The organism is Flavobacterium hauense (genome assembly GCF_054457175.1).
The window spans coordinates 178,917-194,462 of the sequence record NZ_JBTKVX010000003.1 but is presented as its reverse complement, the minus strand read 5'-3'; the positions used below and the strand labels follow the sequence as shown (position 1 = coordinate 194,462).

Sequence of the window (15,546 nt, the reverse complement as noted above, 5' to 3'; positions counted from 1 at the left end):
TAATTTTTATTTTTAGCTCTGGGAGCATGCCGGCTGTATAATTGTAGTCCTTACAGATGTATTTTTAATTCCGCCAAAGCCTTTTTCTATGTTTATCATGTTGTGGTAGCCTCTTGCTTTTAGTATCGAAGCCATGATTACTGAGCGGTAACCTCCTGCGCAGTGAAGGTAGAAATCTTCTTCTTTAGGCACTTCGGCAAGTTGTTCGTTTACAAAGTCAAGCGGAATGTTTACTGCATTTTCAACATGCCCACCATTAAATTCTCCCGGTTTCCTTGAATCAACTACGATCTTTTCGTCATTCGCTAATTTTTCTGCAAAAACTTCAGGTGAGATTGAGACTATGCTGTCAGTTTCAAAACCTGCTTCTTTCCATGCGTTAAGGCCGCCTTTCAGGTAACCAAGGCTTGCATCAAAACCTACACGTGCAAGCCTTGTAATGGTTTCGCTTTCTTTTCCTTCAGGGGTTACTAACAATAGCGGCTGGTTTACATCTCTGATCAAAGCGCCTACCCATGGGGCAAAACCACCATGAAGGCCTATGAATATAGATCCCGGGATGTGTTCCTTTACAAAATCATCCTCATGTCTTACATCAAGTATAATAGCTTCAGTTTCGTTGGCTTTAGCCTTAAATTCTGTAGCAGAAAATGAAGTCTGTCCTTTTTCAAGGATGGTGTCAAGGCTTTGGTATCCCTGGATGTTCAGCATTACATTTTGAGGGAAATATGCAGGTGGAGCTCCAAGTCCGTCAAGAAGCTCTTTAATGAACTCTTCTTTGGTCATGTCTGCTCTTAAGGCATAGTTTACTTTTTTCTGGTTGCCCAAAGTGTCGGTAGTCTCTTTGCTCATGTTCTTTCCGCATGCACTTCCTGCTCCATGGCTTGGGTAAACCGTGATGTCGTCAGGTAAAACCATAATTTTATTACGCAAAGAATCATACAGGTTAGATGCAAGTACTTCCTGTGTAAGTTCTTCTGTAAGTGCCTGGGCTAGATCAGGACGGCCTACATCTCCTATAAATAGCGTATCACCGGTAATGATACCGTGTGTGTTTCCGTTTTCATCAATCAGTTGGTAACAAGTACTTTCCAGTGTATGTCCCGGCGTATGGATAGCTTTGATGGTATAGTGACCTACTTTAAATTCCTGACCGTCTGTAGCGATAATAGCGTCAAATTCAGGTTGGGCTGTAGGGCCATATACGATTTGTGCGCCTGTTTTCTTAGCAAGGTCAAGGTGACCTGAAACAAAATCGGCATGAAAATGCGTCTCAAAAATATATTTAACGGTTGCATTATCTTTTGCAGCCTTGTCAATATAAGGTTGTACTTCTCTTAAGGGGTCAAAGATGGCTGCTTCGCCATTACTTTCTAAATAATAGGCCGCCTGAGCGATACAGCCTGTATATATCTGTTCTATTTTCATAATTGTGTAGTGTTAAACCTATGTAAGGAGTGAAACAGGGGAGTGCTACCAGCCGATGATTTCCTTTGAGAGGATAAAGGCAGCCATAACAAGTATGAACCAACCGAATCCGTGCCTAAGCTGTCTCTCGTTTACAAACCTTTGCAGATAAGTTCCTGCAAATATACCAAAAACTGAAATCACAGTAAAGAATAATAGAAATTCCCAGTCAATGTTTAAGTTTTGTATATCGCCGGAAAATCCTATAAGTGAATTTATGGAGATAATAAATAACGAAGTTCCTACTGCTTTTTTCATTGGCAGGCCGCCAAAGAACACAAGGGTAGGTATAATAAGGAATCCGCCGCCTGCACCAACAAAGCCTGTAACAAGGCCTATTACTGCTGCTGCCGGTATTATATATAAGTAGTTTGGTTCTTTTGGTTCTTTCTCATCATTGCCTATTTTTTTTGTAAGCATTGATATGGATGCCATCAGCATTACAACTGCAAATACAAGCATGATAAGCGTACCCTTGCTGAGTTCGAAATCTTCTACTTTAAATATAGTGTCAGGAAGTGCAGGTAGTATGAAATGCCTGGTGCTGTAAACTACCACTAAAGACGGCGCAGCATACAGTAGTCCCATTTTTATCGAAATGGTTTTCTTTAAATAGTTTTGAGCGCTGCCAAAGACAGCTGTGGTGCCAACAATAAACAAGGAATAGGCAGTTGCCATTAACGGATTAATAGCCATAAAATAGACAAGAAGAGGGACAGTAAGTATAGAGCCACCTCCACCCATAAGGCCCATTATCACTCCTATTATAAAAGCGCCAATAAATCCTGTAACTATCTCCATTTTAATTTTTTACCCTGCAGAAAACTGTATAAAACAGCTGTCCGAACGGTAGTGTGTGTCTATTTTGTTGGTTTTTAATGACTTGTATTGCAATTTTCAGATTAATATTTATGATATGTTCAGTTTGGTAGGCTTTTTGATGTCTAAATAATAATCAAATGCAATTTTACAATTTAAATTTTGTAAAATTATTAATTCAAACGATTAAGTTATCACAAACTTCGTATATATTTGTGATGCTTTTAAAAAAAGCTAAATTTATATTATATAAAGTTGTAAGTTAAAATTTATGGCAACAGCAATAAAGCCCCGATTGGGCATGTATGAAAACGTAAAGAATCAGTTCGAGAAGGCGGCTGCCGTTATGGGACTTGATGAGAGCGTTAAAAAGATCTTATCTATCACGAATAATGAGATCGTAGTGCATTTTCCTGTGAAAATGGACAATGGAACTGTAGAAGTATTTACAGGATACAGGGTACAGCATAACAATGCACTAGGCCCGTACAAAGGTGGTTTAAGATATCACCCAACAGTAGACATCGATGCTGCAAGAGCACTGGCTACATGGATGACATGGAAAACATCGCTTGCAGGTCTTCCTTACGGAGGTGGTAAAGGTGGTATCCAGATCGACCCTAAAAAATATTCTCAGGGAGAGTTAGAAAGAATTACAAGACGTTTTACTTTCGCTCTTGGTGATAACATTGGCCCTGAGCACGATATCCCTGCTCCGGATGTTAATACCAATGCTCAGATGATGGCTTGGATTGCAGATACTTACATGTCTACAAAATCTCCGGCTGAGCGTTCTAAAAACCAACACGTTGTTACAGGTAAGCCGGTAGGTTCAGGTGGTCTTGAAGGCCGTGACCGTGCTACAGGTTTTGGTGTTGTTGTAACACTTGAGTCTTGGGCTAAAACTAAAGGTGTTAGTCTTGAAGGTAAAAAATACATTGTACAAGGCTTTGGTAACGTAGGTTACTGGGCTGCTCATTTTATGAACAAAAACGGTGCTATCCTTGTAGGCGTGCAGGATGCTACAGGTACGATCTACAATCCTGAAGGTATCGATCCTGAAGCATTACTTAGATACCAGAGCGATAATGCAACTATTACAGGTTACAAAGGAACTCAGAACTATAAGTCTGATGAGTTCTTTGGTATTGATTGTGATATCGTTATCCCGGCTGCTCTTGGTAACCAAATCACTGAAGAGAACGCAAATACAATAAAAGCTCAGGTTATCGCTGAAGGTGCTAACGGACCTACAGACACTGATGCTGAAGTTATACTACTTGCTAATGGTGTAGATATCATTCCGGACATTCTTTGTAATTCTGGTGGTGTTATCGGTAGCTACTTTGAGTGGCTTCAAAACCGTAACGGTGAGATATGGACAATGGATGATGTTATTATTAAACTTAGGAAAAAGCTTGAAGAGGCTTTCAATAAAGTGATAACGTCTTCTGTACAGTACAAAACCGATTGGAGAACTGCGGCATATATCGTAGCATTGACCAGAATCGAAATGGCTTACAAACAAAGAGGTATCTTCCCTTAATAAGGTAGAACATGATATACAAAAAGGCACCTTAGGGTGCCTTTTTTAGTTTTAATTGCTTATATTTGATGTAAATGTAATTATTATCTGACATGAGACAATTGTTTGTTTGTATATCAGTATTAGCGGCTGTTGCCGGTTATGGCCAGCAAAAAAATATTTCCAGCGACCTGAACTTAGCTGTAAAGCAGGCACAGGGTCTTAGCGTGTATGCGGTGGGGACATCTCCATCTCTTTTTGTTAAATTTGGTGGTGTGTTCAGAGAATCTAATTATACGTCTGATATTTTTGACAGGCGTATCAATATGATATATGTAGATGGGGATAAATTGTATTCAAATACATATATACCCATTGTTCTTCAGCAGCATCAGACAAATCTTGCAGTAGATGCTTTTTACAATGTAGATAAAATGTATGCCCTGCCTGATAAGCCTGTAAATGTGCCAAGGCAATAAAAAGTAACGACATGAAAAGAGCAATCCTTCTCTTAGCCTTTACAGTATCCGTATTGGTGTCCGGACAGACAGTTCAGGGTACACAGAAAGTTTCAGGGTTTAATGCGCCTGATGCAACCATTATGCCTTTAAAGCTGGATTTCTCTTATTATGCTAAGAACTATAACAAGGTTTTTGGTGAATTTAATTTTACCCGTGACGCCAATAACTTCGGGGCACGTAATGTATATGTAGGGTACAACGGTGCCATGTATTACCATGGCAATTCGACTTATATAACAGAGATTCCAAGTAATTGGCCTACTTACAACTTTGCAGGCTACCAGGATGTCATAGGGGGATTAAAGAACCTTACATCGCTTTTTAATGCTGAAAAAGATTATTCAGTTAAACAACCATAAAAAAAACGGGCTTTAAGCCCGTTTTTAGTTTTTTATCCTCCCATATATTCTTCACCTCCACCATCTTGCTGCTGCTGTTTTTGCTGCTTATCGTTCTTGTTCATGTTGAAACGATAGGTGAATGATAGTGTGATCTGGCGTTGTCTCCACTGCATTTCGCTATAAGAGCGTGATACACCATCTATAAAGGTTTCGTTTTTCATTTTCCTTGAGTTGAAGATATCCTGGATGCTAAGTCCGATGGTTCCTTTGTCTTTTAGTACATCTTTACTGAAAGAGGTATTGGCGCTGGCCACACCAACCCTGCGTCCCTGAGATGTATTTTGGGGAGCTTCATAGTTACCGTTAAGCTGCCAGTCTATTTTATAAGGCAGGGTCATTTTAGAGTTAACCCTTGTTGTCCAGGATGCACCTACGCTGTTCAGGTCAAGATAACCGTTAACGGTTTCCTGCAACTTTTGGTCAAAGTATGAATAGCTGTAATCTCCCTGTGTCTCATTCCTGTAGAAGTTAAAGTTACCGTTTATTCTCCACCATTTGAAAGGGTTGTAGTTGACATTGAATTCAAAACCAAAACGGAATTCTTTTCCAATATTGCGAGGCGAAGTAATAATTACAGGTGTATTGTCTACATAGCTGCCGTTTGGTGTTCTGATGAACTGGAACGGATCATTTGTAAAGTTTACATAAGCAGATGAACTAAGCGTAAATGTTGTCCATTTTTTAAGGAAACCAAGGTCAATAGCGTCGGTATATGACGGATTAAGATCCGGGTTACCTCTAAAGATATTGATATTGCTTTCAAGACCTGAGAACGGGTTCAGGAATCGGCCTCTCGGACGGTTGATGCGTCGGCTGTAATTGATGCTTGAACTAGTATTCTGGCTAAACTCATACGTTAAGAAAGCACTTGGGAAAAAGTTGTTGTATTTCTTATTGTTATAATCGTTTGTTGTAAGAAGGTTTACGTCTATATTAGAATCTTCCCATCGAAGGCCTAATAAATAGGAGAATTTACCCACTTTAGACCCAAACTGAGAGTAAAGGGCATTCACTTTTTCCTTGTATTCAAGTAAATTCGAATAATTAGGGTCATTTACCCATATACCATCTTGCAGATTTTCAGCTCTTGCATCAGTCGTAAGATCTGAAAAGCTTCCGCGGTAACCTGCTTCAAACCTGCTTTTTTCACCTATAGGCAAAACATAATCGGCCTGAAGAAGAGAGCGGTGTTCTTTTTCGTTGTTAAGCGTACGTTGATAGCCAGTAACACCATTGGCATCAGCATCAAAGGTCTCATCACTGATTAGTGCAAGCTCATCTTCTTTACTCATAGATGTAGATCCGTCAAACTTAATCTCATGCCCTTTGTCATCAAACTTATGTATAAGGTTCGTCGAGAAATTTACATTTTGGTCGTCCGAATCTTCATTGCTGTTACGGTAACGGGTATCGGTATAAACGCGGGAAGCATCATAATTATCATAATAGGTATCGGTTTCGTTTCCACCATTATTTCTCCTGAAACTAAATGAATTGGTCCAGGTTGTTTTTTTGCTTAAGAAATATTCAAGGCCAAAGCTTGCATTATATCCCTTACGAAGACGTTCGTTTTCTCTTCTTTCGTCTGTATAGTTCCTTGTAGTATTGTCCTCATTCAGGTACTCGGTATTGGTCATCGAGTTACCTGGGTTTTTTCTGTAATTATACCCAAGGTTAGAGAACATATTGAAGTTTTCTGATCTGAAGTTAAGGTTTGCAGACACGCCGTGGTTTGCAGGATCACCGGTATTGGCAATTATCGAACCGTTAAAACCGTCGGCCTTACCTTTTTTAAGGATTATATTAATGATACCGCCACCTCCTTCGGCATCATAACGTGCCGATGGATTAGTAATTACCTCTACTTTATCTACTGAATCTGCCGGAAGTAGTCGAAGCACTTCAGCAACATTGCTGCCTGCCATGGTTGATGGGCGTCCATCGATAAGGATTGTAACACTTTGATTACCCCTTAGGGCAACATTTCCTTCGGCATCTACAGATACTGATGGCACGTTATCAAGCACGTCGCTTACAGTACCACCTTTAACCATCATGTCGTTTCCTACTGTGTATACCCTTTTGTCAAGTTTTATATCGACAGTAGAACGTTCTGCTACTATAGATACTTCGTTAAGCATGGTAGCATCGGGTAAAAGGGCAGTAGTACCTAAATTTGTATCCTCTTTAATTACTTTGTTTGCTATAACAACAGGCTTAAAAGAAATGAAGTCATATTTAATGTTATAGATTCCGGCCGGAACTTCAAGAGTAAACTCACCTTTGGCATCGGTTAATCCGCCGTTCACGGTAACATTATCAAGTGTCTGTATAATGACGTTGGCAAATTCAAGGGGTTGTTTTGTGTCCTGTTCTATAAGCTTTCCGCTTATTTTTACTTTAGGGCCTCCCTGACCGCCCGGAGCTCCTCCCTGGGGCCTTTGGGCAAAAGCGGCAAAAGCAAAAAATAAAAAGAGCAGGAGTAATGATGATGATTGAAACTTTTTCATGCAGTGAAAATTGGTGTAGCTGCCGTTAAGCAGTTGAATAGTGATGTTTTTTTGGTTATAGAATTTCATTTACCCTTTCTGCAGGACGCGCAATTACGGCTTTTTCGCCATTTATAACGATTGGGCGCTCTATCAGGTTCGGATGTTCAGCCATAATATCAATAACCTTGCCATCACTCAGATCTTTGCCTTTGTAATTTTCAATCCAAATTGCTTCTTTTTGCCTTATAAGGTCTATTGGCTTTATATTCAGCTTGTTGATTATCTCTGTAAGCTCTTCTTTGCTGAGAGGTTCATTCAGGTATTTTACAGTCGTAAAAGGTTTATCCTGAAGTTCCAATAGCTGCATACACTCGCGCGACTTGCTGCAGCGTGGATTATGGTATATGGTGATCATTTTATTCTTTTTGCAAAGGTCGCTATTCTAAACCAAAATTTGGACTAACTTAGTGCAAACAAATCTTAAATTTTAATCAGAAAGCATATGTTTATAGAACAGGGCATTAAGCCCGAGAACAGGTTTTGGAAATATCTGGTAGGCTCAGTAATTATTATTTCAGCCTCTGTGATAGGACAGTTACCATTATTAATAGCCATTGGCATGAAGGCTATGTCAACCGGAGAAGCAATGCCTACGACCAATGATGAAGTTATGGGTTATCTTGAGCTGAATCTTAACCTGTTACTTATTCTGTTGTCTTTTTTGTTTGCGTTAATCGCTATTATATTGGTGGTTAAGCACATTCACAAGCAAAAGTTTAAAGAAATAGTTACAGGGCGTTCAAAAGTAGACTACAGGCGCGTGATGCTTTCATTTGGTATTTGGATGTTATTTTCTATTATAACGACCATTATCGGCTATTATGCTGAACCTGAATCTTTCGTACTGCAGTTTGACCTTTGGAAATTCATTCCGCTATTCTTTATTGCCATAGTAATGGTACCCATACAAACATCGGTCGAAGAGTTGGTTTTCAGAGGGTATCTGATGCAGGGTTTTGGTAATCTGGCTAAAAATAAGTGGTTTCCGTTGGTAATGACATCTGTTATCTTTGGAGGTATGCATATTGCGAATCCTGAAGTTGGAAAGATGGGATATCTGATAATGGTATACTATATAGGCACCGGTTTCTTTTTAGGGATCATGACACTGATGGATGAAGGGGCTGAGCTTGCTCTTGGTTTTCATGCTGCGAATAATCTTGGAGGCGTGCTGCTGGTTACCGCCGACTGGACTGCCTTTAAAACTTATTCTGTTTTTGTTGATGTCTCAGAGCCAACAGCAGGTACAGATATATTATTTCCGGTACTTGTAATTTTTCCAATTGTTTTATTTATCTTTAGTAGAATATACAAATGGACCAACTGGAAAGAAAAACTTACAGGAAAAGTGCATTTGCAGACCCTAAATGAAATATCAATCGACCAAAAAGGACAGGGCCATGAATAAACTTGACTACCACTTTGTACACCCCCATTTTAAACTGAACGGATTCCATCTTAATGAAGATGACCTTAAGCGTATTGCGTATAGCTTTATAAAAGAAGGCGATTTTCCTTTCGAAAAGGCTGTAGGCGATTTTCTGCTGGACTGGTTCGACCAAAGGGATTACATAGAAATGCAGACCTCGGGAACTACAGGCGTACCAAAGCTTATAAGGGTTGACAAGCAGGCCATGATAAATTCTGCACTGGCAACGGGTGAGTTTTTCGACCTGCCTTCGGGCATTAAGGTTCTGCATTGTTTGCCTACACAGTTTGTTGCGGGTAAAATGATGCTTGTAAGGGCTTTTATACTTGGTTGGGATATGGATCTGGTAGCACCAACATCTACACCATTGAGAAGCGATTCGCAATATGATTTTGCTGCTATGGTTCCGTTGCAGGCTCAGCATTCGCTGGATAAGCTGCAACAGGTTAAAAAGATAATACTGGGCGGTGCCAAAGTAAGCCAGGCGTTGTCTGACCAGTTAGTAGCACTACCGACAAAAATATACGAAACCTACGGCATGACCGAAACCATTACCCATATTGCTGCCAAGCGCGTGGGGGAGGAGGCATTTACTGTTTTACCTAATGTAAGGATAAGTGAAGATGACAGGCATTGCCTGGTTATCGATCCTTATGTTCTGTGCGATGAGCCTGTGGTAACCAATGATGTTGTAAAAGTATTAGACGATACCCATTTCATCTGGCTGGGACGTTATGATAATGTCATCAACAGTGGGGGAGTAAAACTTTTCCCTGAACAGATAGAGGAGAAGCTTTCAGGCACGATAACGCAGCGTTTCTTTGTAAAAGGTGTAGCTGACGAAGAGCTTGGCGAAAAACTGGTCATGGTTGTAGAAGGGGAGCCTTTTATCATAAACGAGGAAACTGTTTTCAAAAAACTGACCAGGTTCGAAAAACCTAAAGAGATACTATTTGTACCTAAGTTTGCTGAAACGGCATCGGGTAAAATAATTAGAGATAAAACGCTTGAAGAGGCATAAACATCTTACAATACACGGTTTGTCATTGCGAGCGGAATGCAATGGAGCGTGGCAATCTGTTCTTTAGATTGCTTCGTCGTACCTCCTCGCAATGACTGACAAGAATATAAAAAAGACAGCTTTTAAGCTGTCTTTCTTGTTTAGAATGAATTACTTTTATTATTGGTTTCCTTTTTTATCCTGTCAATTTTATCATTTATTATATTCACCAATATAGAGACAAAAAGTATGTAAAGCCCAAAGAACAAGGCTTCTTTGCTATAAAGATTTTTTGCTGCCTTTTCAAAGAGGTAATATCCTGCAAAAAGTGAAATTATCAATAATAAGAACTTAAGTGATGTCAGCTGCTTTAAATTCATTTTATAATCTCTTTAATTCAACGTAATACTTATTCTTCTCTACCTGCACTGCATCAATATCCGAAGCCTCAACTTTTACAGTTTGCCATTCATTAGTAGCATTAAGTCGGGCTGGTATACCGTTAATGGTAATACCTACCGGCATAGCGAAGTCTTTTACGTCCGTTACCCAACGGTACTCTAATGATTTGTTTTTTAGTTTTACTTCGAGCTTAGGAATGTTCTTGTAACGCAGGTACTGGTCGAAAATAGGGGTCAGGTTCATCGCTGTCTTGTTATTGAAATAATTTACCACCGTTTCGGTTTCAATAATATCCTTTTTATACATCAGGGAATAGTTCAGGATAACATCCCACCATTTTTTATCGTCATTTACTACGTGTCTTAGCGTGTTCAGCATTGCAGCCCCTTTATAGTACATATCACCCGATCCCGGCTTATTTACTCCAAATACACCTATTACAGGCTTCATATTCATAGAGTTTCTTTGCTGCCCGCCGATGTACTCCATTGCTTTATCATAACCGTACTGGCATTCTACATATACCGTTTCGCTGTACGTTGTGAAACCTTCATGAATCCACATGTCGGCAATGTCTTTTGAGGTAATGCTGTTGCCAAACCATTCATGGCCTGTTTCATGGATTATGATATAGTCAAACAGCAGGCCAATGCCGGTTCCGGTCATATCGCTGCCCATATAACCTTTCATGTAGTGATTGCCATAAGCTACAGCGCTTTGGTGCTCCATACCCAGATATGGCGTTTCTACTAATTTATATCCATCTTCGGCAAAAGGGTATTTCCCGAATTTAGACTGGAAGCATTGCATCATCGGCTTTACTTCTTCGAATTGTTTGCGGGCTTTTGCTTCATTTTTGCGTAGCACATAATAATCAAGGTCAAGGTCATCAAGCTTATCGTGTATATGAACATAGTCAGCAACATTTACTGTAATGTCATAGTTGTTTATAGGGTTCTTCACTTCCCAGTCCCAACGGGTGTAACCATTCTTAAGATCTTCACTTCCTGTAAAACGTCCGTTAGAAACGTTCATGAGTCCGTTAGGCACTGCCACTTTTATGGTTGCGCCTTTGTCAGGCTCATCTGTCTGGTGGTCTTTTACCGGGTACCAGATACTCGAACCATCTCCCTGTACAGCAACGCCTATCCATGGTTTACCATCGCTATCTTTTTTAAATACAAAACCGCCATCCCAGGGAGCATTTTTAGCTATTATTGGATTTCCCGAATAATAGAAACGCAGCTTCTCTTCACTGCCTTTCTGCAAAGGTTTTGCAAAACTGATGAAGACTGCATCATTATCTCTTTTGTAGGTAGTTTTATTGCCCTTAACCACTATACTGTCAATCTTCATGTTATCGAAAAGGTCCAGCTGTATTTTAGAAGTATTCTCAACCACCTTAAATGTGATGTCGTTATATCCGCTGATAAATTTCTTGTCGGGATCTATTTTGATATTAAGGTCATAGCGCTGAACGTCAAAACTGGTGCGTTCCGGACGTAGCCCTCCCTGAAGACTGTCGCGTCTGGTGTAGTTTTGTGCCGAAGCAGTATAGATACCCAAAAGGGTAACTGTGGCAATAAGGACTTTTTTCATTGTGATTACAGGTTGGTTAGCCTATTAGTGCAGAAAAGTAAGAATTGTTACAGGTTACGCTAATTTTTTAGCTGTCAGTATAACAAACTCCCTTTCAATCTGCTCACCGCTATTGCTCATTACCATTTCGGTATTTATGTCAGCAGCAATTACTGTGAGTCCGGTTGCATTCATTAGTCCGCTTACGGTTTCGATATCGTATAACGTAAAACCATATTTGGCAAACGGAATTTTTTGCATGGTGCTTTTTGGGATGAACCCTATGGATACAAGACCATCAGGCTTCAATACACGCGCAATCTCATGGGCATATTCCTGTGGATTTTTCCAGAAGTAAATGGTATTGCAGGTAAAGATAACATCAAAATGTTTTTCGCTAAAAGGGATATGCTCACCATTCGTTAGCAGGAAAGAGGCATTATATATATCGGTATTCAGCTTTTCGGCTTCGGCTATCATGGTCTCAGAAATATCAATACCAAAATAGCCTACATTGGCAGCATTCACTATATCTTTTACATGGGCGCCATTTCCCGGACCTATTTCAAGGAGGGTATCACCGTTTTTAAGGCTAAGGCTTTCAATAGTTTTAGTAATGATGTTGCTATTGGTAAAATTCATCATTTCGCCAACTTTAATGCCATTTTCGCCATCAGGGCAACGCAGCTGTTGTGCCAGTTCCTGTAATTCGTTTTCAGATAGTTTCATACCCCCAAATTACAAATAATAATGAAGCATTTATCTGTTTTGGAATAATTCCCAGTCAGATTTACTCATTTCAAACCTGATCTCTTTGCCATGCATCCCTACAGCTTTCCATCCCTGGCGGGTGTAAAAATCGGCAGCGCGGGTGTTTGGCGCTGTACCAAGCCACACGGTTTTGTCGGTGTGGTTAAAATACCAGTCCATCATCAGTTTGTGCAGGGCTTTTCCAATACCCATCTTATCAAATCCGGGCTTTACAAATAATGCCCAAATGTTATTATCAATAGTGTCGACAATAGCAAAACCTACGATCTCATTGTTTATTTCGCACAGCCACCCCTTACCGTGTGTGGTCAGATAATTTTCATAATCCTGACGGGTAACCAGTGCCGGATTATTCAATACATTTTCAGTAACAGCCATGCGTACGATCGATATGTCTTCTATGTCCTTTATTTCAGCTTCTCTTAATAGCATCTTTAATTTTTTTTTTTCTAAATAAGGCATGGGCGATTCGTTAAAATGCTCCTGCCAGTTTCTAAAGTTAAAAGAAATACCCTTTATAGAATCAGCATATTGCTGATTCTATAAAGGGTATTGATGTATTTTGTTTCAAAAAATAAGTTTAACAGGAAGCTTACACCTGTATAACACCAAGATTGAATTGTTTTTCAATAGGGGCGTGGTTAGCCGCTTCAATACCCATCGATATCCATTTTCTTGTATCAAGCGGATCTATGATGGCATCTGTCCACAGTCTTGAGGCTGCATAGTAAGGAGATACCTGTGCATCATATTTAGCTTTGATTTTATCGAACATTTCAGTCTCTTTTTCGGGAGTTATTTCTTCACCCCTTGCTTTAAGCGATGAAGCCTCTATCTGCATCAGTACTTTTGCTGCCTGCGTGCCGCCCATAACTGCAAGCTCTGCGCTTGGCCACGCAAATATCAGTCTTGGGTCATAAGCCTTTCCGCACATGGCATAGTTTCCTGCTCCATAAGAGTTCCCTACAACTACTGTAAACTTTGGTACTACCGAATTACTCACGGCATTTACCATTTTGGCACCATCTTTAATGATCCCGCCATGTTCTGATTTTGAGCCTACCATGAATCCGGTAACATCCTGAAGGAATACTAACGGAATTTTCTTCTGGTTGCAGTTGGCAATAAAACGTGTGGCCTTATCCGCGCTATCTGAATAGATAACACCTCCAAACTGCATTTCACCTTTTTTAGACTTTACCACTTTACGCTGGTTGGCTACAATACCCACAGCCCAGCCATCGATACGGGCATATCCGGTAATGATAGTCTGGCCGTAGCCTGCTTTATATTCTTCAAAATCACTGTTATCCACCATTCGCTTAATGATTTCCATCATATCATACTGTTCGGTACGCAATTTTGGCAGTATGCCATAAATGTCATTTTCATCTAAGGCTGGTTTTTCAGCTTTAATACGGTTATAGCCTGCTTTATCATAATCGCCAATTTTATCGACGATGTTCTTAATGGTATCAAGCGCATCTTTATCGTCTTTCGCTTTATAATCGGTTACACCTGATATTTCACAATGTGTGGTAGCGCCTCCAAGAGTTTCATTGTCTATGCTTTCGCCAATGGCAGCCTTAACGAGGTAGCTTCCCGCGAGGAAAATACTTCCTGTCTTGTCTACTATAAGGGCTTCGTCGCTCATTATTGGAAGGTAAGCACCGCCGGCAACACAGCTGCCCATAACCGCAGCGATCTGGGTAATGCCCATGCTGCTCATGATCGCATTGTTACGGAAGATACGTCCGAAATGTTCTTTATCAGGAAAGATCTCATCCTGAAGCGGCAGGTATACACCCGCGCTGTCAACAAGATAGATTATCGGAAGACGGTTTTCCATGGCAATTTCCTGCGCACGAAGGTTTTTCTTTCCTGTAATAGGAAACCACGCACCGGCTTTTACGGTTGCATCATTGGCTACAACGATGCATTGTTTGCCGCGCACATAGCCTATCTTTATAACTACACCACCTGATGGGCATCCGCCGTGTTCTGCATACATGCCATCACCCACAAAAGCGCCTATCTCAATGCTTTTGCTGTTTTTGTCTAAAAGGTACTCTATGCGTTCGCGGGCAGTCATTTTGCCTTCGCCATGCAGTTTTGCAATTCTTTTTTCTCCGCCTCCAAGTTTTACTTTGGCCAGCTTTTGTTTAAAATCTGATAATAAGAGTTTATTATGGTCTTCGTTTTTATTGAAGTTAATATCCATGACAATAATGTATATTTGTGTGCTGTTTGCAATTTTCGTGGGGCTAAAATACGAAAACGTTTGACATCAAACGAAATTATTGAGAATTCCTTTATTTCTAAGTCTTAATACTTTCTTAAAATAAATAACCCCATCTTCATAATGACTTAACCATTTCTTAACATTGGAAAGATACCTTTGCACCAGAAAAAAACACGAAATGGCATCACTTAACAGTATCTTTCAATTTCTTGTACCAAAGGATAAGAAATTTTTCCCTCTTTTTGAGCAGGCAACATCTAACCTTGTTGTTCTTGCAGAGACACTTCACGAAGCAGTAAACGCCCCTAAAGAAGAAAGGGAAACTTACTTCAGGAAAATAGAAGAGCTTGAAGCAATTATCGAAGAGATAGCTCACCAGACTAACCTTGAGCTTAGCCGTAACTTTATCACACCTTTTGACAGGGAAGATATTCACGCGCTTATCTCTGCTATTGATGATGTGGGAGATTACCTATATGGTGCTGCAAACAGGATGAGGCTTTACCAGGTAGAAAAAATTACCAAGTCTATCCGAAAAATGACTGAAATCACGCTTGAGAGCTGCCAGCTTATACACTTAGCAGTAGGTGATCTTAAAGATATGAAGAACCTTAAAGGCATTGCTGATGCTTCTAAAAGGATAAATAAGCTTGAAAATAAATCAGATAACGTATTTGATAAGGCTGTTGCCGATATTTTTGAGAACGAAACAGATGCTAAAAACATCATTAAGTATAAAGAAGTACTTTCTGCTCTTGAATCAGCTGCTGATAAATGTAAAGGGGTTGCGAATGTATTGGAGTCGATTGCTGTTAAGCATTCGTAAAACATAACCTCTT

At 40.0% G+C, this 15,546-nt stretch carries 15 protein-coding genes; 6 read left to right on the top strand and 9 right to left on the bottom strand.

Annotated features, from left to right (window positions below):
- Nucleotides 1–12: 12 nt before the first annotated feature.
- Nucleotides 13–1,428: an MBL fold metallo-hydrolase gene (locus tag ACX0HA_RS03100; RefSeq protein ID WP_458843812.1), complete on the bottom strand. Its 1,416-nt coding sequence runs from the start codon at nt 1,426–1,428 to the stop codon at nt 13–15.
- Between the two features lie 45 nt (nt 1,429–1,473).
- Nucleotides 1,474–2,268 carry a sulfite exporter TauE/SafE family protein gene (locus ACX0HA_RS03095; RefSeq protein WP_458843811.1) on the bottom strand — a complete coding sequence of 265 codons (795 nt, stop codon included), beginning with the start codon at nt 2,266–2,268 and terminating at the stop codon, nt 1,474–1,476.
- Nucleotides 2,269–2,557: 289 nt separating this feature from the next.
- On the opposite strand from ACX0HA_RS03095, the gene ACX0HA_RS03090 reads away from it, so the two are divergent.
- The 3 genes from ACX0HA_RS03090 (at nt 2,558) to ACX0HA_RS03080 (ending at nt 4,691) form a co-directional block, all read left to right on the top strand.
- Nucleotides 2,558–3,832: a Glu/Leu/Phe/Val family dehydrogenase gene (locus ACX0HA_RS03090; protein WP_458843810.1), complete on the top strand. Its 1,275-nt coding sequence runs from the start codon at nt 2,558–2,560 to the stop codon at nt 3,830–3,832.
- 92 nt (nt 3,833–3,924) lie between these two features.
- On the top strand, nt 3,925–4,290 hold the full coding sequence (locus tag ACX0HA_RS03085; protein ID WP_458843809.1) for a hypothetical protein: 366 nt from the start codon (nt 3,925–3,927) through the stop codon (nt 4,288–4,290).
- Nucleotides 4,291–4,301: 11 nt separating this feature from the next.
- Nucleotides 4,302–4,691 (top strand): hypothetical protein, encoded by a 390-nt coding sequence (locus tag ACX0HA_RS03080; protein ID WP_458843808.1) that lies wholly within the window; start codon nt 4,302–4,304, stop codon nt 4,689–4,691.
- A gap of 32 nt (nt 4,692–4,723) precedes the next feature.
- On the opposite strand, the gene ACX0HA_RS03075 is transcribed toward ACX0HA_RS03080, so the two are convergent.
- Together ACX0HA_RS03075 and arsC are read right to left on the bottom strand one after the other, a co-directional pair.
- A complete protein-coding gene (locus ACX0HA_RS03075) occupies nt 4,724–7,243 on the bottom strand; it encodes a TonB-dependent receptor domain-containing protein (protein WP_458843807.1) in 2,520 nt (839 codons plus the stop codon).
- A 55-nt stretch (nt 7,244–7,298) separates the two neighbouring features.
- A complete protein-coding gene (gene arsC, locus ACX0HA_RS03070; protein ID WP_458843806.1) occupies nt 7,299–7,640 on the bottom strand; it encodes an arsenate reductase (glutaredoxin) in 342 nt (113 codons plus the stop codon).
- A gap of 87 nt (nt 7,641–7,727) precedes the next feature.
- Between arsC and ACX0HA_RS03065 the strand changes: the two genes are divergently transcribed.
- Both ACX0HA_RS03065 and ACX0HA_RS03060 read left to right on the top strand, forming a co-directional pair.
- Entirely contained in the window at nt 7,728–8,693 is a 966-nt protein-coding gene (locus ACX0HA_RS03065) for a lysostaphin resistance A-like protein (RefSeq protein WP_458843805.1), read from the top strand.
- Nucleotides 8,686–9,735 carry an AMP-binding protein gene (locus ACX0HA_RS03060; RefSeq protein WP_458843804.1) on the top strand — a complete coding sequence of 350 codons (1,050 nt, stop codon included), beginning with the start codon at nt 8,686–8,688 and terminating at the stop codon, nt 9,733–9,735. Before ACX0HA_RS03065 ends, ACX0HA_RS03060 begins: the two co-directional genes overlap by 8 nt.
- Before the next feature lie 140 nt (nt 9,736–9,875).
- Here the strand turns inward: ACX0HA_RS03060 and ACX0HA_RS03055 are convergent, their stop codons facing one another.
- From ACX0HA_RS03055 to ACX0HA_RS03035, 5 genes are all read right to left on the bottom strand, one after another.
- The gene (locus ACX0HA_RS03055) at nt 9,876–10,094 is read right to left on the bottom strand and encodes a hypothetical protein (protein WP_458843803.1); all 219 of its coding nucleotides are present in this window, start codon (nt 10,092–10,094) and stop codon (nt 9,876–9,878) included.
- 1 nt (nt 10,095) lies between these two features.
- Nucleotides 10,096–11,715 (bottom strand): M1 family metallopeptidase, encoded by a 1,620-nt coding sequence (locus ACX0HA_RS03050; RefSeq protein WP_458843802.1) that lies wholly within the window; start codon nt 11,713–11,715, stop codon nt 10,096–10,098.
- Nucleotides 11,716–11,769: 54 nt separating this feature from the next.
- Nucleotides 11,770–12,423, bottom strand: a complete 654-nt coding sequence (locus ACX0HA_RS03045; RefSeq protein WP_458843801.1) for a class I SAM-dependent methyltransferase — start codon at nt 12,421–12,423, stop codon at nt 11,770–11,772.
- A gap of 30 nt (nt 12,424–12,453) precedes the next feature.
- Nucleotides 12,454–12,897, bottom strand: coding sequence for a GNAT family N-acetyltransferase (locus ACX0HA_RS03040; protein WP_458843800.1), 444 nt, complete (start codon nt 12,895–12,897; stop codon nt 12,454–12,456).
- Between the two features lie 160 nt (nt 12,898–13,057).
- Nucleotides 13,058–14,686, bottom strand: coding sequence for an acyl-CoA carboxylase subunit beta (locus ACX0HA_RS03035; protein ID WP_458843799.1), 1,629 nt, complete (start codon nt 14,684–14,686; stop codon nt 13,058–13,060).
- Nucleotides 14,687–14,885: 199 nt separating this feature from the next.
- Between ACX0HA_RS03035 and ACX0HA_RS03030 the strand changes: the two genes are divergently transcribed.
- Complete coding sequence (locus ACX0HA_RS03030; RefSeq protein ID WP_458843798.1) at nt 14,886–15,533, top strand: DUF47 domain-containing protein; 648 nt, start codon at nt 14,886–14,888, stop codon at nt 15,531–15,533.
- Nucleotides 15,534–15,546 lie beyond the last annotated feature (13 nt).

Bases quoted from the DNA above. Each gene is read 5' to 3' on its own strand.
- ACX0HA_RS03075 (WP_458843807.1), bottom strand. From the start codon at position 7,243: ATGAAAAAGTTTCAATCATCATCATTACTCCTGCTCTTTTTATTTTTT.
- ACX0HA_RS03090 (WP_458843810.1), top strand. From the start codon at position 2,558: ATGGCAACAGCAATAAAGCCCCGATTGGGCATGTATGAAAACGTAAAG.
- ACX0HA_RS03065 (WP_458843805.1), top strand. From the start codon at position 7,728: ATGTTTATAGAACAGGGCATTAAGCCCGAGAACAGGTTTTGGAAATAT.
- ACX0HA_RS03030 (WP_458843798.1), top strand. From the start codon at position 14,886: ATGGCATCACTTAACAGTATCTTTCAATTTCTTGTACCAAAGGATAAG.
- ACX0HA_RS03055 (WP_458843803.1), bottom strand. From the start codon at position 10,094: ATGAATTTAAAGCAGCTGACATCACTTAAGTTCTTATTATTGATAATT.
- ACX0HA_RS03095 (WP_458843811.1), bottom strand. From the start codon at position 2,268: ATGGAGATAGTTACAGGATTTATTGGCGCTTTTATAATAGGAGTGATA.
- ACX0HA_RS03040 (WP_458843800.1), bottom strand. From the start codon at position 12,897: ATGCTATTAAGAGAAGCTGAAATAAAGGACATAGAAGACATATCGATC.
- ACX0HA_RS03060 (WP_458843804.1), top strand. From the start codon at position 8,686: ATGAATAAACTTGACTACCACTTTGTACACCCCCATTTTAAACTGAAC.
- ACX0HA_RS03035 (WP_458843799.1), bottom strand. From the start codon at position 14,686: ATGGATATTAACTTCAATAAAAACGAAGACCATAATAAACTCTTATTA.
- arsC (WP_458843806.1), bottom strand. From the start codon at position 7,640: ATGATCACCATATACCATAATCCACGCTGCAGCAAGTCGCGCGAGTGT.
- ACX0HA_RS03085 (WP_458843809.1), top strand. From the start codon at position 3,925: ATGAGACAATTGTTTGTTTGTATATCAGTATTAGCGGCTGTTGCCGGT.
- ACX0HA_RS03100 (WP_458843812.1), bottom strand. From the start codon at position 1,428: ATGAAAATAGAACAGATATATACAGGCTGTATCGCTCAGGCGGCCTAT.
- ACX0HA_RS03080 (WP_458843808.1), top strand. From the start codon at position 4,302: ATGAAAAGAGCAATCCTTCTCTTAGCCTTTACAGTATCCGTATTGGTG.
- ACX0HA_RS03050 (WP_458843802.1), bottom strand. From the start codon at position 11,715: ATGAAAAAAGTCCTTATTGCCACAGTTACCCTTTTGGGTATCTATACT.
- ACX0HA_RS03045 (WP_458843801.1), bottom strand. From the start codon at position 12,423: ATGAAACTATCTGAAAACGAATTACAGGAACTGGCACAACAGCTGCGT.